The organism is Micromonospora pisi (genome assembly GCF_003633685.1).
GTDB lineage: Bacteria > Actinomycetota > Actinomycetes > Mycobacteriales > Micromonosporaceae > Micromonospora_G > Micromonospora_G pisi.
The window spans coordinates 1,635,238-1,659,924 of the sequence record NZ_RBKT01000001.1 but is presented as its reverse complement, the minus strand read 5'-3'; the positions used below and the strand labels follow the sequence as shown (position 1 = coordinate 1,659,924).

Annotated in this window: 17 protein-coding genes; 8 read left to right on the top strand and 9 right to left on the bottom strand. The window is 72.0% G+C overall.

Going from position 1 to position 24,687, the window contains the following annotated elements:
- The 4 genes from BDK92_RS06275 to BDK92_RS06260 all read right to left on the bottom strand — a co-directional run bounded on the left by BDK92_RS06275 (window position 1) and on the right by BDK92_RS06260 (window position 11,234).
- Window positions 1-1,383 carry an FAD-dependent oxidoreductase gene (locus BDK92_RS06275; protein ID WP_121155448.1) on the bottom strand — a complete coding sequence of 461 codons (1,383 nt, stop codon included), beginning with the start codon at window positions 1,381-1,383 and terminating at the stop codon, window positions 1-3.
- On the bottom strand, window positions 1,380-4,667 hold the full coding sequence (locus BDK92_RS06270; protein ID WP_121161713.1) for a non-ribosomal peptide synthetase: 3,288 nt from the start codon (window positions 4,665-4,667) through the stop codon (window positions 1,380-1,382). The genes BDK92_RS06275 and BDK92_RS06270 overlap by 4 nt, the downstream gene beginning before the upstream one ends.
- Window positions 4,657-10,506, bottom strand: coding sequence for a non-ribosomal peptide synthetase (locus BDK92_RS06265; RefSeq protein ID WP_170208512.1), 5,850 nt, complete (start codon window positions 10,504-10,506; stop codon window positions 4,657-4,659). Before BDK92_RS06265 ends, BDK92_RS06270 begins: the two co-directional genes overlap by 11 nt.
- A 518-nt stretch (window positions 10,507-11,024) precedes the next feature.
- On the bottom strand, window positions 11,025-11,234 hold the full coding sequence (locus BDK92_RS06260; RefSeq protein WP_121155444.1) for an MbtH family protein: 210 nt from the start codon (window positions 11,232-11,234) through the stop codon (window positions 11,025-11,027).
- A gap of 124 nt (window positions 11,235-11,358) precedes the next feature.
- Here BDK92_RS06260 and rapZ point away from each other — a divergent pair, with 124 nt between their 5' ends.
- The 8 genes from rapZ (at window position 11,359) to BDK92_RS06220 (ending at window position 18,381) form a co-directional block, all read left to right on the top strand.
- Window positions 11,359-12,282 carry an RNase adapter RapZ gene (gene rapZ / locus BDK92_RS06255; RefSeq protein WP_121155442.1) on the top strand — a complete coding sequence of 308 codons (924 nt, stop codon included), beginning with the start codon at window positions 11,359-11,361 and terminating at the stop codon, window positions 12,280-12,282.
- Window positions 12,279-13,259 (top strand): gluconeogenesis factor YvcK family protein, encoded by a 981-nt coding sequence (locus BDK92_RS06250; RefSeq protein WP_121155440.1) that lies wholly within the window; start codon window positions 12,279-12,281, stop codon window positions 13,257-13,259. The genes rapZ and BDK92_RS06250 overlap by 4 nt, the downstream gene beginning before the upstream one ends.
- Window positions 13,260-13,310: 51 nt before the next feature.
- Window positions 13,311-14,291: a DNA-binding protein WhiA gene (gene whiA, locus BDK92_RS06245; protein ID WP_121155438.1), complete on the top strand. Its 981-nt coding sequence runs from the start codon at window positions 13,311-13,313 to the stop codon at window positions 14,289-14,291.
- A gap of 302 nt (window positions 14,292-14,593) precedes the next feature.
- Window positions 14,594-15,598: a type I glyceraldehyde-3-phosphate dehydrogenase gene (gene gap, locus BDK92_RS06240; protein ID WP_121155436.1), complete on the top strand. Its 1,005-nt coding sequence runs from the start codon at window positions 14,594-14,596 to the stop codon at window positions 15,596-15,598.
- The gene (locus tag BDK92_RS06235) at window positions 15,595-16,794 is read left to right on the top strand and encodes a phosphoglycerate kinase (protein ID WP_121155434.1); all 1,200 of its coding nucleotides are present in this window, start codon (window positions 15,595-15,597) and stop codon (window positions 16,792-16,794) included. Before gap ends, BDK92_RS06235 begins: the two co-directional genes overlap by 4 nt.
- Window positions 16,794-17,591 (top strand): triose-phosphate isomerase, encoded by a 798-nt coding sequence (gene tpiA, locus BDK92_RS06230; protein ID WP_121155432.1) that lies wholly within the window; start codon window positions 16,794-16,796, stop codon window positions 17,589-17,591. Before BDK92_RS06235 ends, tpiA begins: the two co-directional genes overlap by 1 nt.
- A gap of 48 nt (window positions 17,592-17,639) precedes the next feature.
- Window positions 17,640-17,897, top strand: a complete 258-nt coding sequence (gene secG / locus BDK92_RS06225) for a preprotein translocase subunit SecG (protein WP_121155430.1) — start codon at window positions 17,640-17,642, stop codon at window positions 17,895-17,897.
- 139 nt (window positions 17,898-18,036) lie between these two features.
- Entirely contained in the window at window positions 18,037-18,381 is a 345-nt protein-coding gene (locus tag BDK92_RS06220) for an RNA polymerase-binding protein RbpA (RefSeq protein WP_121155428.1), read from the top strand.
- 70 nt (window positions 18,382-18,451) lie between these two features.
- Here the strand turns inward: BDK92_RS06220 and pgl are convergent, their stop codons facing one another.
- Genes pgl through tal form a run of 5 tightly spaced genes read right to left on the bottom strand, consistent with a single transcriptional unit; the run spans window position 18,452 to window position 24,673 of the window.
- Window positions 18,452-19,219, bottom strand: a complete 768-nt coding sequence (gene pgl / locus BDK92_RS06215) for a 6-phosphogluconolactonase (protein ID WP_121155426.1) — start codon at window positions 19,217-19,219, stop codon at window positions 18,452-18,454.
- Complete coding sequence (locus BDK92_RS06210) at window positions 19,216-20,259, bottom strand: glucose-6-phosphate dehydrogenase assembly protein OpcA (RefSeq protein ID WP_121155424.1); 1,044 nt, start codon at window positions 20,257-20,259, stop codon at window positions 19,216-19,218. The genes pgl and BDK92_RS06210 overlap by 4 nt, the downstream gene beginning before the upstream one ends.
- A gap of 43 nt (window positions 20,260-20,302) precedes the next feature.
- Window positions 20,303-21,850, bottom strand: coding sequence for a glucose-6-phosphate dehydrogenase (gene zwf, locus BDK92_RS06205; RefSeq protein ID WP_121155422.1), 1,548 nt, complete (start codon window positions 21,848-21,850; stop codon window positions 20,303-20,305).
- A 1-nt stretch (window position 21,851) separates the two neighbouring features.
- Window positions 21,852-23,498 carry a glucose-6-phosphate isomerase gene (locus tag BDK92_RS06200; protein ID WP_121155420.1) on the bottom strand — a complete coding sequence of 549 codons (1,647 nt, stop codon included), beginning with the start codon at window positions 23,496-23,498 and terminating at the stop codon, window positions 21,852-21,854.
- Window positions 23,495-24,673 (bottom strand): transaldolase, encoded by a 1,179-nt coding sequence (gene tal / locus BDK92_RS06195; protein ID WP_121155418.1) that lies wholly within the window; start codon window positions 24,671-24,673, stop codon window positions 23,495-23,497. Before tal ends, BDK92_RS06200 begins: the two co-directional genes overlap by 4 nt.
- Window positions 24,674-24,687: the final 14 nt, after the last annotated feature.

Sequence of the window (24,687 nt, the reverse complement as noted above, 5' to 3'; positions counted from 1 at the left end):
TCACCGCCCCGACCGGCGGGTGGCGCGGGCCGCCCGGGTGATCGTGTAGGCCAGGGCGGTGCCGAGCGCCAGGACGCCGCCGGTCGCCGCCGCGCGCAGCAGCCGGTCCTGTCGCTCCGACCGGGCCAGTGCCTCGGCGTACGGGGTGGTGGTGTGGGCGACCATCGTGTACAGCGGGGTCCAGTGGGCGGGCAGGAGGCGGCTGAGCAGCCGGTCCGCACCCGCCTTCAGGGCGTACGCCGGCCGGTGCACCCGGTCCCGCAACTCGACGAAGTTCCGGGTGGAGAGGTCGGCGAGCACGTCGGTGTGCGGCCTGCGGGCCGTCTCGTACGCGGCGAGCGCGTCGCCTCGGTCGCGGTGCCGCTCCAGGCACTGGTCGAGCACCAGGCAGTCCTCGAAGGAGGAGTTCATGCCCTGGCCGTAGAAGGGGTAGACGGCGTGGGCCGCGTCGCCGATCAGCACCACCCGGTCGGCGTACCGCCACGGGCTGGTCCGTACGGTGACCATCTGCCCGGTCGGGTGTTCGATGATCTCCTCGACGAGTCGGGGCATCAGCTCCTGGGCGTCGGGGAAGTTCCGCCGGAAGAAGTCGCGGATCGCCGCCGGTCCGTTGAGTGTGGCGAAGCTGTGCGGCCCCTCGAACGGCATGAAGAGGGTGCAGGTCAGCGAGCCGTCGACGTTCGGGTGGGCGACCATCAGCCCGTGCTCGCCGGGCCAGACGTGCAGCGCCTCCAGCCGTACCCGGGGTCGGCCGTCGACGTCGACCGGGATGGTCAGCTCCTTGTAGCCCCAGTCGAGGAACTCCTGGCCGTGGTTGGCCCGCAGGCCGTACTGGAGCTGTTGCCGTACCGAGGAGAACGCCCCGTCCGCGCCGACGATCAGGTCCGCCGGCACCTCGTCGGTGACGCCGTCGGCGAGCTGGGTCACCGAGACCGAGGGGGTCTCCCGGTCGAGCCCGTGCAGCCGCCAGCCGAAGTGGAACCGCACCCCGGGCTGGGCCTCGGCCGCGTCGACCAGGACGGCGATCAGCTCGTCTCGGAGCACCGAGTGCAGGATCTGGTGGCCGTGCACCCCGTACGGCTGGAAGCTGACCGTGCCGTCCGGTGAGTGCACCACCCGGCCGCGCATCGGCACACTGCGCTTGAGTACGTCGCCGAGGAGCCCCACCTCCTGCAACGCGCGCATCCCCCGGGCGGAGAGCCCGAGGTTGATCGAGCGGCCGGCGGTTCCGGCCGGGGCCAGTCGTGGGTCGTCGCGTCGCTCGTAGACGTCCACCCGGTAGCCACGGCGGGCGAGGTACACGGCGGCGAGTGAGCCGGCCAGACCGGCGCCGATGATCACGGCACGGTCCCGGCGGTCGGTCGGGGACGGCGTGGCCGTCATGAGCCCTCCTCGGCGATCAGCGTGTCCAACAGTTCGTCGATCTCCCGGTCGGAGAGGTCGTCGAGCGAGGCGAGCAGGTCCTGGGCGCTTGGTCCGCCGGTCGCGACCCGGTCGGTGGTGCCGTTGCGGTGGGGGCCTGCGGTGGCCGGGTCGGCGACCCGGGGTGCGAGTTCAGCGATGGTCGGCGCGGCGAAGAGCAGCCGCAGGGGCAGGTCGACGCCGAATGTGGTGCGGATCCGGGCGATCAGCCGGGTCGCGGTGAGCGAGTGGCCGCCCAGGTTGAAGAAGTTGTCGTGCACGCCGACCCCGGCGAGCCCCAGCACCTCGCCCCAGAGCAGGGCGAGTTGCTTCTCCACCGGGGTACGTGGCGCCACCCGGTTGCCGTCGTCGGCGTCCCGCCACACCGGTTCGGGCAGGCCCCGGCGATCGACCTTGCCGCTGCCGGTACGCGGAAACCGGTCCAGTGGCACCAGGGTCGCCGGCAGCATGTACTCCGGCAGTTGGGCGGCGAGCGCGGGGCGCAGCCGGGACCAGAGCGCGGCCGGGTCGGCGTGGGGGTCGGTCGGCACCACGTACCCGACCAGCCGGACGTCCTCGGCGCTGGCCCGCCAGGTCACCACGACCGCGTCCCGGATGCCCTCCTGGGCGCGTAGCGCGGTTTCGATCTCGCCCAGCTCGATCCGGTAGCCACGGAGTTTGACCTGCTGGTCGGCGCGGCCGAGGTACTCCAGTCGCCCGCCCGGCAGCCACCGGGCCAGGTCGCCGGTGGCGTAGAGCCGGGCGCCGGGGCGGCTGCTCCACGGGTCGGGGCGGAAGCTGACCGCGGTCCGGGCCGGGTCGCCGTGGTATCCCCGGGCCACGCCGAGGCCGCCCAGGTGCAGCTCGCCGACGGCGCCGACCGGAACCGGCTGGCCGGCCGGGTCGAGCAGGTAGAGCCGGGTGTTCGCGACCGGGCCGCCGAGGTTGACGGGTCCGTCGGCGTCGACCCGGCCGGCGGTCGAGTAGATGCTGGTCTCCGAGGGGCCGTAACCGTTGACCAGGGTGGCGCCGTCGGTACACAGCGCGTCCGCGAGGTCGCGGGTGAGCGCTTCGCCGCCGCTGATCCGCAGCCGTACGTTCGCCGGCACCCCGCCGGCGGCGAGCAGCATCCGCCAGCTCGCCGGGGTGGCCTGCATCGTGGTGACGCCCCGCTCGGCGAGTGCGGACCGGAGGGCGGCGGAGTCCTGGGCGAACCGGGAGTCGAAGAGCTCCACCCGGGCCCCGGCGAGCAGCGGCAGGACCAGTTCGACCACGGAGATGTCGAACGCGTTCGTGGTGAGGGCGGCGACCCGGTCGGCGGCGGTGAGGCAGAGCAGCCGGTCGAAGGCGACCAGCAGGTTGGCCACGGAACCGTGGGTGACCGCGACTCCCTTCGGGACACCTGTCGATCCGGAGGTGTAGAGCAGGTAGGCGAGGCTGTCCGGGTGGGCGGCGTAGGTCGGTGGGGTCTCCGGGAGCGCCCGTAACCGGGTGACCTGCTCGGCGTCGTCGAGGCGGAGCACCCGCGTCCCGGTCGGCCAGCAGTCACCCGTACGGTCGGCGCTGGCCCGGTCGGTCAGGATCAGCGGCACCCCGGCCGAACGCGCCATCCCGGCCAGCCGGGCGGTCGGCAGTTCCGGGTCCAGGGGCAGGTATCCGCCGCCGGCCTGCCAGACCGCCAGCATCGCGGTGAGCATGCCGCTGCCCCGGGTGAGGCAGATCCCGACCGGGACGTCGACGTCGATCCCGTACTCGCGGAGCAGGTGGGCGAGGCGGTTGCGGTCGGCGGTCAGCCGCTGGTACGTCAGCGTCGCGTCCGGCGCCGCCACCGCGACCGCGTCCGGGTCGGCCGGCGGGTGCCGTGCGAAGAGCGCGGCGATCGAGTCGTACGGGGGCGGGTCGAGCCGTTCGGCCCGCCAACCGGCGATGATCTCCGCGCGGGCGGCCGGGCTGAGCAGCGGCAGCTCGGCGACCGGCGTCGAGGGCTGCTCGACCGCCGCCCCGAGCAGCGCCAGGTACGCCGCCCCGAGCCGCTCGATCCGGTCGGCGTCGAAGAGTTCGGTCCGGTACGTCAGTCGTCCGCGCCACCCGTCCGGCCGTTCTTCCACGGTGAGCGTGAGGTCGAACTTGACGGTGCCGTTCTCGTGCAGTTCGGGGGCGATCCGCAGCCCGGCCGCCTCGACCGGTGCCGGTGTCTGTTCGAGCGCGAACATCACCTGCACCAGCGGCGAGTAGGCGAGGCTGCGCTGCGGGGCGAGCAGGTCGACCAGCTCCTCGAACGGCACGTCCTGCCGGGACTGGGCGGCGATCGCGCTGCTCCGGGCGGCGCCCAGCAGTTCGGCGAAACTCGTCCGCTCCTCGAACCGACCGCGCAGCGCCAGGGTGTTGGCGAAGAAGCCCACCACACCCCGGGTCTCCGGCCGGCTCCGTCCCGACACCGGTACGGCGACCAGCAGGTCCGGCTGTCCGCTGAGCCGGTGCAGCAGGGCCTGGAAACCGCTGAGCAGCACCGCGAAGTCGGTGGTGTCGGCGTCCCGGGCTAGTCGCCGTACACCGTCGGTCAGCTCCGCCGGCAGCGGGAACGTGACCAGCCCGCCGGCCGGTGACTGCTCCGCCGGACGGGGACGGTCGGCGGGCAGGTCGAGCAGGGTCGGTGCCCCGGCGAGCTCGGCCCGCCAGTAGGCGAGGTCCTCGGCGAAGGCGGACCCGTGTGCCTGTTCCCGTTGCCAGACCGCGAAGTCGGCGTACTGGATCGGCGGTGGCGGCAGCTCCGGCACGGTTGCGGCGACGGCGGCCCGGTAGCCGTGGGCGAGTTCGTCGAAGACCGTGTCGAACGACCACCCGTCGGCGACGATGTGGTGCACCACCAGGATGAGCACGTGCTGGTCCGGGGCGAGCCGGACCAGCCGCACCCGCAGCAGCGGGCCGGTGGCGAGGTCGAACGGCGCCCGGCTCTCCGCGTCGAGCAGGGCGTCGAGCCCCGCCGACCCGTCGGCTCCCGGGTCGGTGACCGGCAGTGGAACCGACCATTTCGGACCGACCACCTGCGCCGGTTCGCCGTCGACCGAGGTGAAGACGGTCCGCAGCACCTCGTGCCGGCCGACCAGCCAGTCCAGTGTGGCGCGGAGCGCGTCGACCCGCAGTTCGCCGGTGAGCCGGACGGACCAGGCGATGTTGTACGCCGCCGAGCCCGGGTCGAGCTGGTCCAGCATCCAGAGCCGCCGCTGGGTGGACGAGGCGGGCAGGACGAAGGTGTCACCGGTCATGGCTTCTCCTCTGTGCTTCCGGCCGGCGGGTGTCCACGGCGACAAGGCGGAACTCGGCCGTCCGGCGGCCACCGCCGGCATCGGTCAACCAGAGCTGCTCCGGCGTCGGCAGCATCTCGCTCAGCCGCAGGGTGGCGTCCGGTCCGGCGCCGGAGACCGTGCGCCGGACCGCTCGGGCGAACGCGTCCACCGAGGCGAGGCTGGCGAAGTCGAGAAAGAACGGCTTCTTCTCCACCGGGGTCTTGACGAAGACGTACCGGGGCAGACCCGAGTCGCGCTGCCAGCGACGTACCGCACGGAACCGCTCCGCCTCCTCGACGATCGTGGCGAAGTCCAGTCCAGCCGCACCGAACCGCCAGCTCTCCCGGGAGATCACCACCCGGTCGACGGTGATCCGTGGTCGGTGGTCGGCCGGCGGCAGCGGGTCGAAGCGCTGGATCAGTTGCAGCATCAGCGCCTCGCCGACCACCTCGGCGAGCGGCAGCGCGTGCCGGCCGTCCCGGGTCCGTACGGTCAGCGTCCCGTCCTGCGACTCCAGTACGCAGTCGGCCACCGCGACCGCCGTCTCCGGGTCCAGCCCGCAGCTGTCGTGCCCGAAGACCAGCCGCAGGTCCTGGTCGGTGACGAGCTTGTCGGTGAGCCGGGACGGGGCCCCGCCCTCCTCACCGGTGGCGGCCAGCACCACCCGGGGGCCGGGCAGATCGGCCCGCATCGCGGCGACCAGTTCCGTCGGATCCGGGTGCTGGGCCATGAACAGGGCGGACCGCAGCGTGTTCACCCCCGGGTGGACCTCGCCCACCACCCACCGGAAGTCGCCCCGGGCGACGGCCTCGGCCCCGTCGGCGACCAGCATCACGTCCGGGCTGTGCTGGTACGCGCCGACCCAGCCGGGTCGGGGGGCGGCGAACGCGGCGGTGACCCGGTCGGCGATGCTCGCCGAGTCGAGCTGGATCCGGCGTTCCCCGTCGAGTTCCGGCAGGATCTGGCGCCACCGGTCCTGCAGCCCCCGGACCACCGGTGCGATGAGCCGTTCCGGCAGGTCGAAGAGGAGATCGTTGGCCCAGAGCCAGAAGTCGGCGAACGGCACCGTTGGCTGCCCGCCCCGGCCGACCAGTTCGGCGTACCGCTCGCGGCAGGCCCGGGCGAACAGGGCGGCGCCGGCGAAGGTGAACCAGCGGGCACTCTCCAGCAGCAGGCTCAGCGCCGGCCAGAGGGTGCCGACCAGGTCGGTGGAGAGCGTCACCCGGTCGCCCGCCCGGCAGTCCTCGTACACCAGCGTGCGGCCGGCGTACACCCGGCCGGCCCGGCGGGTCGGTGCGGCGCCGGTCAGTTCGGTGAAGGTCCGTTCCAGGTCGGCGAGGGCGGTGCCGAGCCGGTCGGCGTCCCCGGCCGCCCCGGCGACCGCGTCCCGGGCCCGGACCAGGTCGTCCAGGGCGCGCAGTGCCGGTTTCCGTACGGCGTCGTCGGTGACCGGGGCCAGTCGGTTCCGGACCGACCGCTCCGGGAAGAGGTCCTCCTTCGGCACCTCCAGCGACCAGGTGATCCGGTGTGTGTCGCGCAGTTCCGCCAGCATCCGGTACACCTCGTCCGGCGTGGCGAACCCGCTGGCCGGGTCGGCGACCAGTTCGGCGGCGATCTCTTCGGCGGTACGCCGGCCGTCGGCGGCGGCGAGCAGCCGGGCCAGCGGTGGCGGTAGCGGTGTGGGCGGGGTGAGTGGCAGCAGTAGCTGGTCGTCGAGGACGGTCAGGAACGGCAGCCGACGGGGGATCAGCCAGGGGGCCAGGCGCGGGTGGTGGGCGGTGAGCGCGTCCGCGAGCCCGGCCATCGCCCAGTTCTCGAAGTAGACCGTACGGGTCAGCGGGGCGGCGTCGGAGGTGATCTCCAGCCCGGTACCGGCCGGCGCGACGGTGGCCCAACCGACCGGGCCGAAGAAGCCGATGGTGTCGTTCTTGGCGCAGTACCGCTGCAGGTAGGTGGCGAGCAGCGCTTCGTGTTGCCGGTGTTTCGAGTCGCGGGTGGTCGCGTCGCCGTCGGCGCGGTTCAACAGGGGGTCGAGCCCGGTCCGCAGGGCGTGCCGGTTCTGCCAGGTCACCGCCTCGCGCAGCCGTGGGTCGGCGGCGGCGGCGCGGAGCGCTGCGGTACGTCGCCGGCTCGCCTGAACGTGTGACCGGTCGAACGCGGACCGGTCGGCCCGGTGCCGTCGCACCGCGTCGGCGAGAGCGGCCCGGGTCTCGGCGATCCCGGCCGCCAGCACCGGGTCGGCGACGTCCGGCAGGTCGTCGGGGAAGCTGCCCTGGCGCAGTTGCCGGTCCGCCCGGTTCCACCGGGACCGCTGGTCGGCGGGGGCGGTCCGGCGGGCCTGGTGCAGCCGCCCGGTCATCGCCCGGCGTACCTCGGCCAGCCGGTCCTCGCTGGCCAGCAGCGCGTCGGTGCGGGCCAGGTGGTCGGGGTCACCGAGCCGGGTGAGCGGCCCGACCGGAAATCCGGCGGCACGCAGTCCGATCCAGCGCCACATCGCCCAGGGCCCGGTCCCCGGCCTGACCAGGTGACCGGTCGGATCGATCGGTCCGGTGCGGGCGACCCCGCTGCGGTAGGCGCCCCGGTCCCGGGCGGTGATCCGGGCCGATGCCGGCCCGGGGCTGTGCCGGCGCCGGTCGATCTCGGTGGCGAGCCCGGCCAGGCTGTGCTGCTCGTAGATGACGCGTACCGGCAGGTCGACGCCGAACCGCTCGGCGGCGCGGAAGGCGAGCCGGGTGGCGAGCAGCGAGTTGCCGCCGAGGTCGAAGAAGTCGTCCTCGGCCCGTCCCACACCCGTCCGGAGCAGGTCGGTCCAGAGGGCGGCGAGCTGGAGCTGGGTCGGGTCGGTCAGCGGTCGTTCCGGCACCGGGCGCGTCGGCGCCGCCGGGGCGGGCAGGGCGTCCCGGTCCACCTTGCCGTTGCGGTTGAGCGGCAACGCCGGCAGCAGTACGTAACCGGCCGGGCGCAGGTACGGCGGCAGGTGGGCGAGCGCGTACGCGCCGAGCAGCCGCTCGTCCAGGGGCGCCGTACCGTCCGGTGTGGCCGTACCCGTCGACGGGCTGGCGTAGGCGACCAGCCGGCGGTGTTCGCCGTCGCCGTGCACCACCACGGCGACCTCGCCGACCGACGGATGCGCCCGCAGGACCGCCTCCGCCTCGGCCGGCTCCACCCGGAATCCCCGGATCTTCACCTGCCGGTCGACCCGGCCGAGGAACTCCAGGGTCCCGTCGGGGCGCCAGCGGACCCGGTCCCCGGTCCGGTACATGCGGGCGCCCGGCCGGGGCGCGAACGGGTCCGGCAGGAACCGCTCGGCGGTCCGACCGGGTTGCCCGAGATAGCCCCGGGCCAGCCCGTCGCCACCGGTGTAGAGCTCACCGGGAACGCCGACCGGGACCGGACGGAGCAGTCCGTCGAGGACGTAGACGGTGCTGCGCGGCACCGGCCGGCCGATCGGTACCGGCGCCGGGACCGTCTCCGGGTCGGTCATCCGGTGGCAGCAGGTGAAGGTGGTGTTCTCGGTCGGCCCGTACCCGTTGACCAGTGGGCGACCGGCGCGGACCCGCAGCGCGGTGCGGACCGCGCCGGGGTCGAGTACGTCGCCGCCGGCCAGGAGCTGCCCCACCGTGGCGAGGGCGCCCGGGTCCTCCTCGACCACCTGGTGGAAGAGCCCGGCGGTGAGCCAGAGCACGCTGACCTGTTCGGCCCGCAGCAGCTGGGCGAGCTCGGCCGGTCCGAGCGGGTCGGGTGGGGCGACCACGAGCCGGGCGCCGTTGAGCAGGCTGCCCCAGATTTCCAGGGTGGCGGCGTCGAAGGCGGCCGGGGCGAGTTGCAGCACCGTCTGGTCGGGACCGAGACGCAGGTAGCCCGGTTCGTGCACCAGTCGGAGCACGGCGCGGTGCGGCACCGCGACACCCTTCGGGGCGCCGGTGGAACCCGAGGTGTGGTTGACGTAGGCCAGGCTCTCCGGTCGGACAGGAAGGTCCGGTGTGGTCGGTGGCAGCTCGGCTCCGGCCAGTTCGGCCGCGGTCAGGTCGGCTTCGGTGAGCAGCAGCGGGTCGCCGCTCACGGCGAGCAGTTCCCGGGTCCGGGCCGGTGGGTTGGTCGGGTCGAGGGGGAGGTACGCGCACCCGGCCTTGACCACGGCCAGGAGCGCGACCACCAGCCGGACCGACCGGGGCAGGGCGACCGCCACCGGTTGGTCCGGTACGGCGCCCCGCCGGATCAGCAGGTGGGCGAGGCGGTTGGCGCGCGCGTCGAGTTCGGCGTAGCTGAGTGTGCCGTCCGGCCCGGTCACCGCGACCGCGTCGGGGCTGCGTCGCACCTGTGCGGAGAACCGTTCGCCGATGGTGCTGTCGGTCGGGTGGTCCGGACCACCGGCGGGCTCGGGGCGGTGCCCGGCCCAGTCGTGCGTGAGCTGGTGGTGTTCGTCCGGACCGAGCAGGGGGAGCGCGGCGACCGGTGCGTCCAGCCCGGCGGCGAGTCCGACCAGGCAGGTGGTGAGGTGGTGCAGCATCCGGTCGGCGGCGAGGTCGGTGAGCCGTCGCCGGTCGTGGTAGAGCAGCACCCGCAGCACCGGTTCACCGAAGACCAGGACGGTCACCGGCGGTCCCGGGTGGCGGTGCACCCGGGCCACGCGGGCACCCCAGTCCGGCACCGAACGGCTGAGTACGGTCTGTAGGTCACGGTGCTCGTACATGAGCAGGCTGTCGAAGAGCGGGGTGCTCGCCGGCAGGCCGCTCCAGCCCTGGACGGCGGTCAGGGGCGCGGCCTGGTGCGCCCGGACCGCGTCGATCTGGGCGCGTACGTCGACCAGCCAGTCCCGTACGGTCAGTTCCGGTCGTACGTCGATCCGCAGCGGCACGGTATTGATCACCATTCCGATGATCGTGTCGGCCCGGTCGATCGAGCCCCGACGACAGCTCCGGACCGCCCCGAAGACCACGTCCCGTTCGCCGCTGTAGCGGTGCAGCAGCACCGCCCAGGCGGCGGTGACCAGGGTGCTCAGCGGTACGCCGACCGCGCTCGCGGCCCGGTGCAGGGTCGCGCTCCGGGCCGGGTCGAGCTGGTGGGTGAGTTCGCGTACGGAGTCCGGTCCGCGGGGCGGGGTGCTGGTGGCGGGGTGCAGTGGGAGCGGGGTGGGTAGCGTGACCCCGTCCAGTCGGGTACGCCAGAAGCGCTGGTCGGCGACGAGTGATCGTTGGCCGGCCCAGGTCGCGAAGTCCTGGAAGGGGCGACGGTCGGGGACCGGGCGCTCGGTGCCCTGGAGGATCGCGGTGTAGTCGGTGAGGACTTCGGTCAGCAGCAGCGGCACGGATCGGCCGTCGATGATCGCGTGGTGCAGGCTGAACACGATGGTGTGCTGGTCGGCCCGGTGTTGGATGAGTCCGATCCGGACCAGTGGCGCGGTGGCCGGGTCGAAGCCGTGTGAGCGGTCGGTGGCGAGGAACCGGTCCAGTCTGGCCAACCGTTCCGCCCGGCCGGTCGGGGCGTCGGTGCGCCAGTCGTACCGGTGCACCGGAATGGTGACCTCGGGCTGCACCCGCTGGCTGGCCCGTTCCGGCCCGAGCAGGGTGAACGCGGTCCGGAGCACCGGGTGGCGTTGGGCCGCGGCCTGCCAGGCGGTGGTCATGGCGGTCGGGTCGAGCGGCTCCGGCCAGTCGATGACGATCTGGAGGATGTCGACGCCCGAACCGGGTTCGAAGCGGTCGTGGAACAACAGTCCCTGCTGGAGCGCCAGTAGGTCGTAACACTCGCCGTCCGGTTCGACCGCGCTCGCCTGGTCGTCGCTGACTTCGCCTGCGCTACTGCTGGTCGACCGCACGGTCTGCTTTCCTCCTTTTTGGGTGCGGCCGGCTTTATCGGCGCACGATGAAACATCGCCGGTAAATGCGTCACCGAGTGCGTGGTCAGGGCAGGGTGACGGCACGGCGAGTCGATCGGAAAGGCGGAAGATATCGCGTAGTGATCGGGGGTGACCAAAAAATACGAGAGGCATTCAGATCTGTCAACACTGGGTCGGGACCGAGACAGATGCTTGTCAGCTCGGGAGATTCGGCCCGATTTGATCAGATTCTGTATGACAAAAAGCCACGAAGTTGCCGTTACCCGATCCTGTCCGTGTTAGTGACGCACATTCATGATGCTGGACACTTGGCGGCGGAAATTCCGCCGGTCACGCTTCCGGTCGAGCGGACATATTCGTCATGGAAAAGAAACAACATTAATTAACGTGTACGGATTCACGGCGCAATCTGGGTGGCTCGCTCATTCCGGTCCTGCGCATACAAAAACGGGCGCCTCGAACAATCGAGGCGCCCGTTCTGACGGTGGTGTTGCGGCTCAGGTCCGTACGGCCGACCACTCCCGCAGATCACGTGGCCGCAGATCGGTCCAGACCTCGTCGACGTGGGCCAGGCACGTCGCCCGGTCACCCTCCACGCCCGTCCGCTGCCAACCCGGTGGGAGTTGCGAGCCGGCAGGCCAGATAGAGTACTGGTCTTCGTCGTTGACAACTACGTGATAGCGACGCTGATCCTCGGCTTCTTCCACGGGCACACTCCACAACCGGGGGGCTCGGCGGCCTGGGACGGTGGCTGGTGACCATACATCGATCCCGCGCGCACGGACCCGACCGAAGAGCGGCCGTCCGGCACGCGCGGCTTGGGGGGAACAGGTGAGCGAGCGCGGCGGCGCGCACGGCTCGCGCGCGGACGAGAGCGCGACGGAGCCCAGCCGGTCCGAGACCGACCTGGTCGTGGTGACCGGGGTCTCCGGCGGCGGCCGCAGCACGGTCGCCCGAGCGCTGGAGAACGTCGGCTTCTACGTGGTGGACAACCTGCCGCAGGCGCTCATGCTGGACATGGCCGAGCTGGCCTTCAAGGCCGGTGGGACCACCCGGCAGACCGCGATGGTGCTCGACGTACGCAGCCGCGCCTTCTCCACCGACCTGGCCGGCGCGATCCGGGCGCTCAAGGATCGGGGCTTCCAGCCCCGGGTGGTCTTCGTCGACGCCGACGACGAGGTCCTGATCCGGCGGTTCGAGAGCGTCCGGCGCTCGCACCCGCTCCAGGGGGACGGACGGCTCGCCGACGGCATCGCGGTCGAGCGCGGTCTGCTGGAGGAGGCCCGCGAGCAGGCCGACGTGATCATCGATACCAGCCATCTCAACGTCAACCAGCTGCGCAGCCGGGTGGAAGAGCTCTTCGGTGGCGAGGACGCCCGCCGGATCAAGGTGACCGTGCTCTCCTTCGGCTTCAAGTACGGTCTACCACCGGATGCGGACTTCGTCCTCGACGCCCGGTTCCTGCCTAATCCATACTGGGTGCCGGAATTGCGGGAACACAACGGTCGGGAGGAAGCGGTGAGCCGGTACGTGCTGGGTCAGCGCGGGGCGGTGACCTTCGTCGAGACGTACGCCCGCCTGATCAACGCCACCGCTCCCGGTTTCGAGCGGGAGGGCAAGCGGTACCTGACCGTGGCGGTCGGTTGTACCGGCGGCAAGCACCGCAGCGTGGCGATCGCCGAGGAGCTCTCCAGCCGGCTGCGGCAGGCCCGGCTGGCCGCCAACGCCCAGCACCGCGATCTGGGCCGCGAGTGACGGCGATCAAGGTCGTCGCGTTCGGCGGTGGCCACGGGCTCGCCGCGTCGTTGCGAGCCCTGCGCCGCTGCGCGCCCGACCTCGAGCTCGACATCACCGCTGTGGTCACGGTCGGCGACGACGGCGGTTCCAGCGGCCGGCTCCGCGCCGAACGCGGCGCACTGCCACCGGGCGACCTGCGACAGGCCCTGGTCGCCCTGGCCGACGAGGAGCCGGCCACCCGGCGCAGCGCCGAACTGTTCCAGCACCGCTTCGCCCACGGCAACGGCGCCCGGCCCCCGGGTGCGGACCCCCTGGCCGGCCACGCGGTCGGCAACCTGGTGCTGCTCGGTCTGATGGAGCAGCTCGGCGACCCGGTGGCCGCACTCGACCACGCCGGCGCCATGCTCGGCGCGGTCGGGCGGGTGCTGCCGATGTCCTGCCAGCAGGTCGAGATCGAGGCCCGGGTACGCGGCGCCGATCCGACCCGGCCGGACGAGCTGCGGACCGTACGCGGCCAGCACTCGGTGGCGGTGACCCAGGGGCGGGTCGAGTCCGTACGGCTCACCCCGGCCGGTCCCCGTGCCTGCGTCGAGGCGGTGGCGGCGGTCTGCGAGGCGGACTGGTTGATCTTCGGTCCGGGGAGCTGGTACACCAGCGTGATCCCGCACCTGCTGGTGCCGGAGCTGGCCGCCGCGATCGTCGCCAGCCCGGCCCGCCGGCTGGTCACCCTGAACCTGGCGGCGGAGCAGGAAACACTCGGTCTCTCGGTCGCCGACCACCTCGCCGCGCTCCGGTGGTACCTGCCGGAACTGCGGGTCGACCTGGTTCTCGCCGACGGGAAAGCGGTAGGTGACCCCGAACCGGTCCATCGTGCGGCAGAATCGCTGGGTGCGCGGCTGGTGGTCGCACCGGTGGCGGTCGAGGACGGTAGTCCACGACATGATCCTGCCGCACTGGGAGCCGCGCTGGTGCCTGTCCTGGGTGCCAATCGTTAAGCACGTACGAATCACCGGCATCACGCCGGAACCGGCCACGAGGTGACGACAATGGCGATGACGGCTGCGGTCAAGGACGAGCTGAGCCGGGTCGACGTGCCCAAACCCTGCTGCCGCCGAGCGGAGATGGCCGCCCTGCTGCGGTTCGCGGGCGGACTGCACATCGTCTCCGGGCGGGTGGTGGTCGAGGCGGAGCTGGACACCGGCGCGGTCGCCCGGCGGTTGCGGCGCGAGATCGCGGAGGTGTACGGCTACCCGAGCGAGATTCACGTGCTCGCCTCCGGCGGCCTCCGCAAGGGCAGCCACTACATCGTCCGGGTGGTCAAGGACGGCGAGGCGCTGGCCCGCCAGACCGGGCTGCTCGACGTCCGGGGCCGTCCCGTACGCGGCCTGCCGCCGCACGTGGTGGCGGCGAACGTCTGCTGCGCGGTGGCCGCCTGGCGGGGTGCGTTCATGGCGCACGGTTCGCTGACCGAGCCGGGCCGCTCCTCCGCGCTGGAGATCACCTGCCCCGGCCCGGAGTCGGCCCTCGCCCTGGTCGGGGCGGCCCGCCGGATCGGAATCACCGCCAAGGCCCGCGAGGTGCGTGGGGTCGACCGGGTGGTGGTCAAGGACGGGGACGCGATCGCCGCCCTGCTCACCCGGATCGGCGCCCATTCCAGCGTGCTGGCCTGGGAAGAGCGTCGGGTACGCCGGGAGGTGCGGGCGACCGCCAACCGACTGGCCAATTTCGACGACGCCAACCTGCGCCGCTCGGCCCGCGCGGCGGTGGCCGCCGCCGCCCGGGTGACCCGGGCGCTGGAGATCCTCGCCGAGGAGGCACCCAACCACCTCACCTCGGCCGGGCAGCTACGCCTGGAGCACCGTCAGGCGTCCCTCGAGGAGCTGGGCGCGCTGGCCGACCCTCCACTGACCAAGGACGCGATCGCCGGGCGGATCCGGCGGCTGCTGGCGCTGGCCGACAAGCGTGCCCGCGACCTGGGCATCCCCGATACCGAAGCGGCGGTCACGCCGGACATGCTCGCGGTCTGAACGGCCGGTCGGGTGTCCCGCGTGTGCCGTCTCACTTCGACAGTCCCCGGATCGTCGCCCGGAGGGGGTGGGTTTACGCCCCGACGCAACGCGGGGCGCTCCGCTCGGATAAGGTACCCAGCGTACGGCGACGGGGCCGGAACCGGTTATCCGCGCCGTATTCACCGCCTCGGGCGGTCAGGTCCTCGGACCGCGGCGGGGTGGCCGATCACTATCGGCGGCCGACTCCTGCGGTCGGCGCGCACACCTCCGACGGCGATCGGCCTGAACGCCGCCGGACCAGACTGCGAGGAGATGGGCCTGTGACCATCCGGGTTGGCATCAACGGCTTTGGCCGAATCGGCCGCAACTTCTTCCGTGCGGTGCTCGCCTCGGGCGCCGACATCGAACTGGTCGGCGCGAACGACCTGACCGACAACGCCACGCTGGCGCACCTGCTCAAGTACGACAGCATCCTCGGTCGCCTGCCGCACGAGGCGAAGGCGACCGCCGACGAGATCACCGTCGGTGGGCAGACGTTCAAGGCGTTCGCCGAGAAGGACCCGAGCAAGCTGCCGTGGGGCGACCTCGGCGCCGACGTCGTGATCGAGTCGACCGGCTTCTTCACCGACGCGACCAAGGCCAAGGCGCACATCGACGGTGGGGCCAAGAAGGTCATCATCTCGGCGCCGGCCAAGAACGAGGACGTCACGGTCGTGATGGGCGTCAACCACGACCAGTACGACCCGGCCAAGCACAACATCATCTCGAACGCGTCGTGCACCACGAACTGCCTCGCCCCGATGGCGAAGGTGCTCAACGACACGGTGGGGATCGAGAAGGGTCTGATGACCACGATCCACGCCTACACCCAGGACCAGAACCTGCAGGACGGTCCGCACAAGGACCTGCGTCGGGCCCGTGCCGCCGCGCTCAACATCGTGCCGACCTCGACCGGTGCGGCCAAGGCGATCGGCCTGGTGCTGCCGGAGCTCAAGGGCAAGCTGGACGGCTTCGCGCTGCGGGTGCCGATCCCGACCGGTTCGGCCACCGACCTGACCTTCACCGCCGGCCGTGAGACCTCGGTGGACGAGGTCAACGCCGCGCTGAAGGCCGCCGCCGAGGGCCCGCTCAAGGGCATCCTGGTCTACACCGAGGACGAGATCGTCTCCAGCGACATCGTCACCGACCCGGCCTCCTGCATCTTCGACGCCGGTCTGACCAAGGTGATCGGCAACCAGGTCAAGGTCGTCGGCTGGTACGACAACGAGTGGGGTTACTCCAACCGCCTCGTCGACCTGGTCAAGCTGGTGGGTTCCTCGCTGTGAGCATCGGTACCCTCGACGATCTGCTGGCCGAGGGGGTGTCAGGTCGGCGGGTGCTGGTACGCGCCGACCTGAACGTACCCCTGGACAAGGCCACCGGGGCGATCACCGACGACGGCCGGATCCGGGCGGTGCTGCCGACCCTGACCGCGCTGCGGGACGCGGGCGCGGCGATCATCGTCTGCTCGCACCTGGGGCGGCCGAAGGGCGCGCCGGATCCGCAGTACAGCCTGGCGCCGGTGGGCACCCGGCTGGCCGAGCTGCTCGGCTCGCCGGTGACCTTCGCGACCGACACCGTGGGCGAGTCCGCCCGGGGTGCGGTCGAGTCGCTCGCCGCCGGTGAGCTGGTGCTGCTGGAGAACCTGCGGTTCAACCCGGGGGAGACCAGCAAGGACGAGGCCGAGCGGGGCGCCTTCGCCGACCAGCTCGCCGGGTTCGCCGAGGCGTACGTGGACGACGCGTTCGGCGCGGTGCACCGCAAGCACGCCAGTGTCTACGACGTACCGGCCCGGCTGCCGCACGTCGCCGGTCGGCTGGTGCTGCGTGAGGTGGAGGTCCTCTCCCGGTTGACCGGAGAGCCGGACCGGCCGTACGTGGTGGTGCTCGGTGGTTCGAAGGTCAGCGACAAGCTCGCCGTGATCGAGGCGCTGCTGCCGACGGTGGACCGCCTGCTCATCGGTGGCGGGATGTGTTTCACCTTCCTCAAGGCCCAGGGCCACGGGGTCGGCACCTCGCTGCTCGAGGAGGAGATGGTCGACACCTGCCGGGACCTGCTGGCCCGCGCCGACGGCAAGATCGTGCTTCCGTTGGACGTGGTGGCCGCCACCGCGTTCGCGCCGGACGCCACGCACGAGACGGTGCCGGCGGACTCGATTCCGCAGAACCGGCTCGGGCTGGACGTCGGTCCGCGTACGGTGGCCGCCTTCGCCGAGGTGATCAGCGGCGCGAAGACGGTCTTCTGGAACGGCCCGATGGGCGTGTTCGAGATGCCGGCGTTCGCGGCCGGCACCCGAGGGATCGCCGAGGCGATCACCGCGGTCAACGGGTTCACGGTGGTCGGTGGCGGTGACTCGGCCGCCGCGGTGCGTGCGCTCGGGCTGGACGAGTCGTCGTTCGGTCACATCTCGACCGGCGGGGGTGCCTCGCTGGAGTACCTGGAGGGCAAGACCCTCCCCGGTATCGCCGCTCTGGAGAAGTGATGGCCGCAGCAGCTCCCGTACGTCGGCCGCTGATGGCCGGCAACTGGAAGATGAACCTGAACCACTTCGAGGCCAACAAGCTGATCCAGGACCTGGCCTTCCGGCTCAACGTCCAGCAGCTCACGGAGGTCGAGACGGTGGTCCTGCCCCCGTTCACCTCGCTGCGCAGTGTGCAGACGGCGATCGAGGGGGACAAGCTGCTGATCGGGTACGGCGCGCAGGATCTGTCGCCGTACCCGCCGGGGGCCTACACCGGGGACATCTCCGGGCCGATGCTGAGCAAGCTCGGCTGCCAGTACGTGGTGGTCGGGCACTCCGAGCGGCGGGCCTACCACCACGAGGACGACTCCCTGGTCAACGCGAAGGTGGTGGCGGCACTCGGCAGCGAGATGACGCCGATCCTCTGCATCGGGGAGGGGCTGGACGTCCGCGAGGAGTCCCGCCACGTGGTGCACTGCTGTGACCAGCTCGACGCGGCCCTGCAGGGGCTCACGCCGGAGCAGGTGGCGCAGATCGTGGTCGCGTACGAGCCGGTCTGGGCGATTGGCACGGGCAAGACGGCGACCCCGGAGAACGCCCAGGAGGTGTGCGGGGCGGTTCGTGAACGGGTGGCGAAGACGTTCGGCAACTCCACGGCGGAGCAGGTCCGGATCCTCTACGGCGGCTCGGTGAAGTCCTCCAACGTCGCCGCGATCATGGCGCAGCCGGATGTCGACGGCGCTCTGGTCGGCGGGGCGAGCCTGGACGCGGAGGAGTTCGCGAAAATCTGCCGGTTCCCGGAGCACGTCACCGCATAGCCGGCCGCTATTCTTGACGGGCCCGTCACGAGAGGACTGACCCTTACCATGCTTCCGATCCAGTTCGCATACACGTTGATCGTGTTGCTGGTCATCACGAGTGTGCTCCTCACCATGCTGATCCTGCTGCACCGCGGCAAGGGTGGCGGGTTGTCGAGCATGTTCGGCGGTGGGGTGAGCTCCAGCCTGGCCGGTTCGTCGGTGGCGGAGAAGAACCTCGACCGTTACACGGTTCTGGTGGGTGTTGTCTGGTTTGCCTGCATTGTCGGCCTGGGCCTCTGGCTCAAGCTCGCGATGGCCAGCTGACCTGCGCCTGCAGAGAGTCGTAACACCTGCGCGCGGCCCGTGCCCACGGGCCGCGCGCAGCCGTTTTGCCGCACCGCGTCGCACCACGCCGTCGCCGTACCCGGCGCCGGTCCCGCTCGGACGACAGGAGCGAGCAGCCGTGCACAACAACAGCGCCATCCGTGGCACCCGGGTCGGTGCCGTGCCGGCCCGCCCGACCGGCCGGACAGAACCGGCACCCCGCCGGCCGGTCACCTACTGGTGCGTCAACCGGCACACCGTCGAGATCCTGCTGGCGGCCGAGGTGGCACCGCCCGACACCTGGGACTGCCCCCGCTGTGGTCAACCGGCCGGGCAGGACGCGCAGAACCCGCCGGGCCCGCTCCGCGCCGAGCCACACAAGTCCCACCTGGCGTACGTGAAGGAGCGGCGTAGCGACGCCGACGGGGCGGCCCTGCTCGACGAGGCCCTGGCCGCGCTCCGCCGCCGTCGCGGCGAGATCTGAACCGGGCCGGCCGACAAAAGAACCCGGCCGGCCCGACGGATCAACCATCGGGCCGGCCGGGTTCGTGTGTTCAGCGCAGGCTGCGGAAGGTCGGCTTGACCTCGGCCGCCGCCGCCCGGTCCAGCAGCCACCGGGTGCGTTCCACCCCGTGTACGCCGGCCGCCGGCAACTGGAGCGCCCCGGCACCGGCCAGAGCCATCCCGACCGCCCTCGCCTTGTCGGCCCCGCCCGCCACGAGCCAGATCTCCTCGGCCGTGTTGATCGCGGGCAGGGTGAGGGTGACCCGGGTCGGTGGCGGCTTCGGGCTGCCCCGTACGGCGCTGACCGGCCGGGTCTCGTAGCCCACCGGGTGCTCCGGGAAGACCGAGGCGACATGGCCGTCCTCGCCCACCCCCAGCATCAGCACGTCGAAGTGGGGCAGGTCGGCCGTACCGGGGGCCGCCGCGGCCAGGGTCTGCGCGTACCGGGCCGCACCCGCCTCCGGGTCGTCCCCGTCCGGGCCGTCCGAGGCCGGCATCGGGTGAATCCGGGCCGGGTCCAGCGGCAGGTGGTCCAGGAGGCCGGCCCGGGCCTGGGTCTCGTTGCGTTCCGGGTGCCCCGTCGGCAGGAACCGCTCGTCACCCCACCACACGTCAACCCGGGACCAGTCGACCGCGTCCCGGGCCGGCAGGTCCCGTACGGCGAGGAAGACCGCGCCGGCGATCCGGCCACCGGTCAGCACCACCCCCGCCGTACCACGAGCAGCCTGTGCGTCGATCAGCTTGACCACCAACCGCGCCGCGACCACCTGGGCCAGTACGGACGGGTCGGCGTGTACCTCTACGACCGTTTCGCTCACTTCGCGGATCCACCCGGTGCGGTGGCCGGGGCGTGGCTCTTCGAGCTGCCGGAAGCCGCCGGGGCGGCCGGTCGCCGAGGTGGTGTCGGGTCCTTCCAGATGTGCACCCGCTGAGCCGGCCGCAGATCCAGGCCGCCGAGGCCGGTGGTCGCGCTCAGCGCCTCGGCGTAGACCTGGTCGGCGTCGAGCCGACGCAACTCCTCGGCCAGTTCGTCGCCGAGCGGTCGGCGGGTCAGTGGAAGCTGCCGTTCGGCCTGCCCGGTCCGCTCGAAGGTGGCCATGTTGTTCTCCCGGGTGAGCACCACGTGGTCGCCGTTGGCGCAGAGCAGCTCCACCGAGCGCATCCGGGCGTGCTCGGTGGTCTCCTGCAGGCGCGGCTTGATGCCGAGCCGGGCGGCGAGCCAACCGATCATCAGGGCGGCGGTCGGGTCGGCCTTCGGCGCCACCACCGTGGCGTCGGTGACCCGGGCCGCGGTGGTGTCGAACGCGCCCGCGACCAGGGTGCGCCACGGGGTGATCCGGGTCCAGGCCAGGTCGGTGTCGCCCGGTGCGTAGTCCTGGGCCCGCTGCCGCAGCGCGTCGATCGGGTTGATCGCCTGCGCGGCGTCGGTGATCCGCCGGTCCGCGACCACGCCGAGGAAGTCGTTGGCGATCTGCGACGGCGGTTCGCTGTGCCACCAGGTGACCACCGGTACGTCCGGCACCAGCAGCGGCATCACCACCGACTCGGCGTGCAGCGCGAGCCGGCCGTACATCCGCATCACGACGGCCTCACAGGGGCCGAGCCGGCCGCCGACCACGATCTCGGCGTCCAGCCGGCTCTGTTCCCGTTCGACGTCCGAGCGGACCACGACCAGCAGCCGGCACGGGTGCGCCGCGGCGGCGATGGTCGCGGCGGCCTCGGCCTCGCGGACCCGTTTCTCGTCCACCACCACGATCAGCGTGAGTGCCATGCCGCTGGCCACCCCGCCCGCGCTGCGCCGCTCGGCGGCCAACGCCTTCACCACCTCGTTCCCGGTGGTGTCCCATAGGCCGATCAAAGGAGCCTCCTGGTCTGCTCGCTGAGCCCGCTGGTCCGCCCGCTCACGCCCGCCGCCATGCCCGGCCCTCGCGGGCCAGCATCTCGTCGGCCGCCCGGGGTCCCCACTCGCCGGCGCGGTACGGCTCCGGCTTGGTCGCCTGCCAGGCGTCCTCCAGCGGGTCGATCACCTGCCAGCTCTGTTCCACCTCGGCCGCGTCCGGGAAGAGCGTCCGGTCGCCGATCAGCACGTCGAGCACGAGCCGCTCGTACGCCTCGGGGCTGGACTCGGTGAACGCCTCGCCGTACTGGAAGTCCATCGCGATGTCGCGGACCTCCATGGTGGTGCCGGGGACCTTGGCGCCGAACTTCAGCACCACGCCCTCGTCCGGCTGGACCCGTACGACGAGCTGGTTGTTGCCGAGCATCTCCACGTCGGTGGCGCCGAACGGCAGGTGCGGTGCCCGCTTGAACATGATGGCCACCTCGGTGACCCGGCGGGGCAGGCGCTTCCCGGCCCGGATGTAGAACGGCACCTCGGCCCAACGGCGGTTCTGGATTCCGAGCCGTACGGCCACGTACGTCTCGGTGGTCGAGTCCGGCGGGATGTCCTTCTCGTCCAGGTAGCCGACCGCGCGCTCGCCGGCCACCCAACCGGGCAGGTACTGCCCGCGTACGGTGCCGGTGGAGACGTCCTTCGGGATGGTGATGGCGCGCAGCACCTTGAGCTTCTCGGCCCGGATCTCGGCGGCGTCGAAGCTGGTCGGCTCCTCCATCGCCACCAGGGCGAGCAGTTGCAGCAGGTGGTTCTGGAGCACGTCGCGGGCGGCGCCGGCGTGGTCGTAGAAACCGGCCCGGGAGCCGATGCCGACGTCCTCGGCCATGGTGATCTGCACCGAGTCGACGTACTTGGAGTTCCAGAGTGGTTCGAACAGGTTGTTCGCGAACCGCAGCGCCATGATGTTCTGGACGGTTTCCTTGCCCAGGTAGTGGTCGATGCGGAACACGTCGTCCCGGGTGAAGACGTCGTCGACCAGGTCGTTGAGCGACTTCGCCGAGCGAAGGTCGGAGCCGAACGGCTTCTCCACCACCACCCGGCGCCAGCCACCGGACTTGCCGTTGTCCGCCATCCCGGTACGGGCGAGCTGCTTCAGCACCACCGGGAACGCGGCCGGTGGGATGGAGAAGTAGAACGCCGCGTTGCCGGTGATGCCGTGCGTGGAACGCAGTTCGTCCAGGGTCGTGGCCAGGCTGTCGAACGCGTCGTCGTCGTCGAACGAGCCGCCGACGAACTTGATGTTGCCCGCCAGCCGGGCCCAGACCTCCTCCCGCCACGGGGTCCGGGCGCCCTTGCGCGCCGCCTGGTACGCGAGCGACTCGAAGTCACCGTCGCCCCAGTCGCGGCGGGCGAAACCGAGGACCACGAAGCCCGGCGGCAGCAGCCCTCGGTTGGCCAGGTCGTACACGGCCGGGAGCAGCTTCTTCTGGGCCAGGTCCCCGGTCACGCCAAAGATCACCAGAGCGCACGGCTCCGGGATGCGCGGCAGCCGCCGGTCCTGCGGATCGCGCAGCGGGTTCACAGCGCCTCCTTCCTTACTCAGCCCCGGGCTCATCTCAGCCCCGCAGCTCTCGGACCGCGTCGAGCAGTTGCGCCACACCGGCCGCCCGGTCGGTCAGGTGCAGCCGGAGCACCGGCCGCTTCCGGCCGGCCAGGGCCTGCCGGTCGCCGGCCGCCTGGGCCGCCTGCAACTCGCCGAAGGTGTACGGCTTGCCCGGCACCGGCAGGTCGTCGGCGACCGCGCCGGTGATCTGCAGGTACGAGCCGACCTGTGGGCCGCCCTTGTGGTACTGGCCGGTGGAGTGCAGGAACCGGGGTCCCCAGCCGAAGGTGACCGGGCGTCCGGAGACCTCGGCGAGCAGCGGGCGCAGCTCGGCCGCGCCGGCGTCGCCGAACCGGTCGAGGTACGCCATGGCGGCCAGGTAGCCGTCCGGGCCGAGCCCGTCGGTCAGCCAGCGGAGCACGCCGGTCAGGTCGCCCGGGGCACCGGCGGGGGCGTAGACCTCGACCGCGCCGGTGGTGAAGGACGGTGTTTCGTCCGGCAGGCCGCCCGCGAGCAGCCGGTTGGTGTTCTCCTTGGACTCGGTGACGTTCGGCTGGTCGAACGGGTCGATGCCGAGCACCACCCCGGCCAGCGCGGTCGCGTACTCCCAGGCCAGGAACTGCGCGCCGAGCGGGCCGTTCACGGCCAGCTGGGGTGCGATCCCGCCGCCGGGGTTGGCCCCCGGGGCGAGCGCCCCGCCGTAGGTCACGGTGAGCACGTCCGCGCCGGTGGCGCCGGGCGCCTGCGGCGATTCGATCACCACGGGCAGGATGCCGACGCCGCCCTTGCCGGTCGACTCGGCGATGAGCTGCTCGGCCCAGTCGCCGAGTCCCTCGATGCCGGTGCCGTCGGAGATCAGCGCGACCTTGTCCCGGCCCCCGGTGGCGGCGGTGCCGAGTGCGGCACCGAGCGCGAGCGCCGGGTTGTCCTTGTCCCCGCCGAGAGCGGCGGAGAACTCCTCGGCCTGGTCGAGCAGCTCGGCCACCTCTACCCCGGCCAGTGCCGACGGGACGAGTCCGAACGCGGTGAGCGCCGAGTACCGGCCGCCGACGTTGGGGTCGGCGAGGAGCACGAAGGCGCCCATCTCGTTGGCGGTCTCGACCAGCGGCGAGCCGGGGTCGGTGACGATCACGAAGTGCCGGCCGGCCTCCGCCTCGGTCAGCCCCGCGTCGAGGAACGCCTGCCAGTACGCCCGGCGGTGGCTGTCGGTCTCCACCGTCGAGCCGGACTTGCTGGCGACCACGACGACGGTCTGGAGCAGTCGGTCGCCGAGGGCGGCGCGGACCTGACCGGGGTCGGTGGTGTCGAGTACGGTCAGCGGCTTGCCGAGGGTACGGGTGATCACCTCGGGGGCCAGTGACGAGCCGCCCATGCCGGCCAGCACCACGTGGTCGAGGTCGACCAGTTCGGCCTTGAGCTCGGCGAGCTGGGGGAGGAGTTCGCGGCTGCGCTGGTGGGTGTCCACCCAGCCGAGCCGGACGGAGGCCTCGGCCTCGGCGTCCGGCCCCCAGAGCGTGGCGTCCTTGCCCGCCAGCCGGCGGGGAGCGTCGTCGGCGACCAGGGCGGTGCGGGTCGAGCCGGGCGCGGAGGCGTCGATGGCCTCCGCGCCGTAGACCGTGAGTCCGGCCGCCGCCTCGGCGCTCCCCAGGTCCTGGGTCACGCGTTGCCCCCCGCCTGCTGGGCGGCTGCGGCGTTGCCCTGGGCCGCCTGGTTGGGGTGGTTGGCTCCGGTGGCCGCCGCGGCGAGGGACTTGCGTACGCCGTCGAGCAGCTCTTCCCAGCTGGCCTCGAACTTCTCGACGCCCTCGCGCTCCAGCGTGTTGATCACGTCGTCGAAGTCGACGCCGACCGCGATCAGGTCGGCGAGGACCTTCCGGGCGGCCTCGTACGAGCCGGTGATGGTGTCGCCCCGGGTCTCGCCGTGGTCCGCGTACGCGTGGATGACCGACTCCGGCATGGTGTTGACCGTACCGGGAGCGATCAGCTCCTCGACGTAGATCGTGTCACGGTAGTCCGGGTTCTTCGTCGAGGTGGAGGCCCAGAGCGGGCGCTGCGGGTGGGCACCCGCGTCGGCGAGCGCGCGCCACCGGTCGGTGGAGAAGACCTCCGCGTAGCGCTCGTAGGCGAGCTGGGCGTTGGCCACCGCGGCCTTGCCCTTGAGCGCCTTCGCCTCGGCGGAGCCGATCTTCTCGAGCCGCTTGTCGATCTCGGAGTCGACCCGGGAGACGAAGAAGGAGGCGACCGACCCGATCTTGGAAAGGTCGTGCCCGTTCGCCTTCGCCTGCTCCAGGCCGGCGAGGAAGGCCTCCATCACCTGCGAGTAGCGGTCGAGACCGAAGATCAGCGTCACGTTCACGCTGATCCCCTCGGCGAGGGTGGCGGTGATCGCCGGCAGGCCGGCCTCGGTCGCCGGGATCTTGATGTAGAGGTTCGGCCGGTCGACCAGCCACCAGAGCGACTTCGCCTCGGCCACGGTCTTCTCGGTCTCGTACGCCAGCCGCGGGTCGACCTCGATCGACACCCGGCCGTCGACGCCGTCCGAGCTGTCGTACGCGGGCCGCATCACGTCGGTCGCCCAGCGCACGTCGTACGTGGTGAGCATCCGTACGGCCTCTTCCACGGCCACGCCGCGCAGGGCGAGGTCACGCAGCTGCCAGTTGTACTCGTCCGCGTCGCTCAGTGCCTTGGCGAAGATGGTCGGGTTCGTGGTGACACCGACCATGTGCTTCTCCCGGCGGAGCTGGTCCAGCCCGCCGGAGCTGAGCCGCACCCTTGATAGATCATCGAGCCAGACCGCGACGCCCGCCGCGCTGAGCTCACCCAACCTGTCCGTCATGTGCTGACCTTCTC

Coding starts and splice junctions, on each gene's coding strand:
- tal (WP_121155418.1), bottom strand. CDS start 24,673: ATGACGGACAGGTTGGGTGAGCTCAGCGCGGCGGGCGTCGCGGTCTGG.
- tpiA (WP_121155432.1), top strand. CDS start 16,794: ATGGCCGCAGCAGCTCCCGTACGTCGGCCGCTGATGGCCGGCAACTGG.
- zwf (WP_121155422.1), bottom strand. CDS start 21,850: ATGAGCCCGGGGCTGAGTAAGGAAGGAGGCGCTGTGAACCCGCTGCGC.
- whiA (WP_121155438.1), top strand. CDS start 13,311: ATGGCGATGACGGCTGCGGTCAAGGACGAGCTGAGCCGGGTCGACGTG.
- secG (WP_121155430.1), top strand. CDS start 17,640: ATGCTTCCGATCCAGTTCGCATACACGTTGATCGTGTTGCTGGTCATC.
- BDK92_RS06275 (WP_121155448.1), bottom strand. CDS start 1,383: ATGACGGCCACGCCGTCCCCGACCGACCGCCGGGACCGTGCCGTGATC.
- BDK92_RS06270 (WP_121161713.1), bottom strand. CDS start 4,667: ATGACCGGTGACACCTTCGTCCTGCCCGCCTCGTCCACCCAGCGGCGG.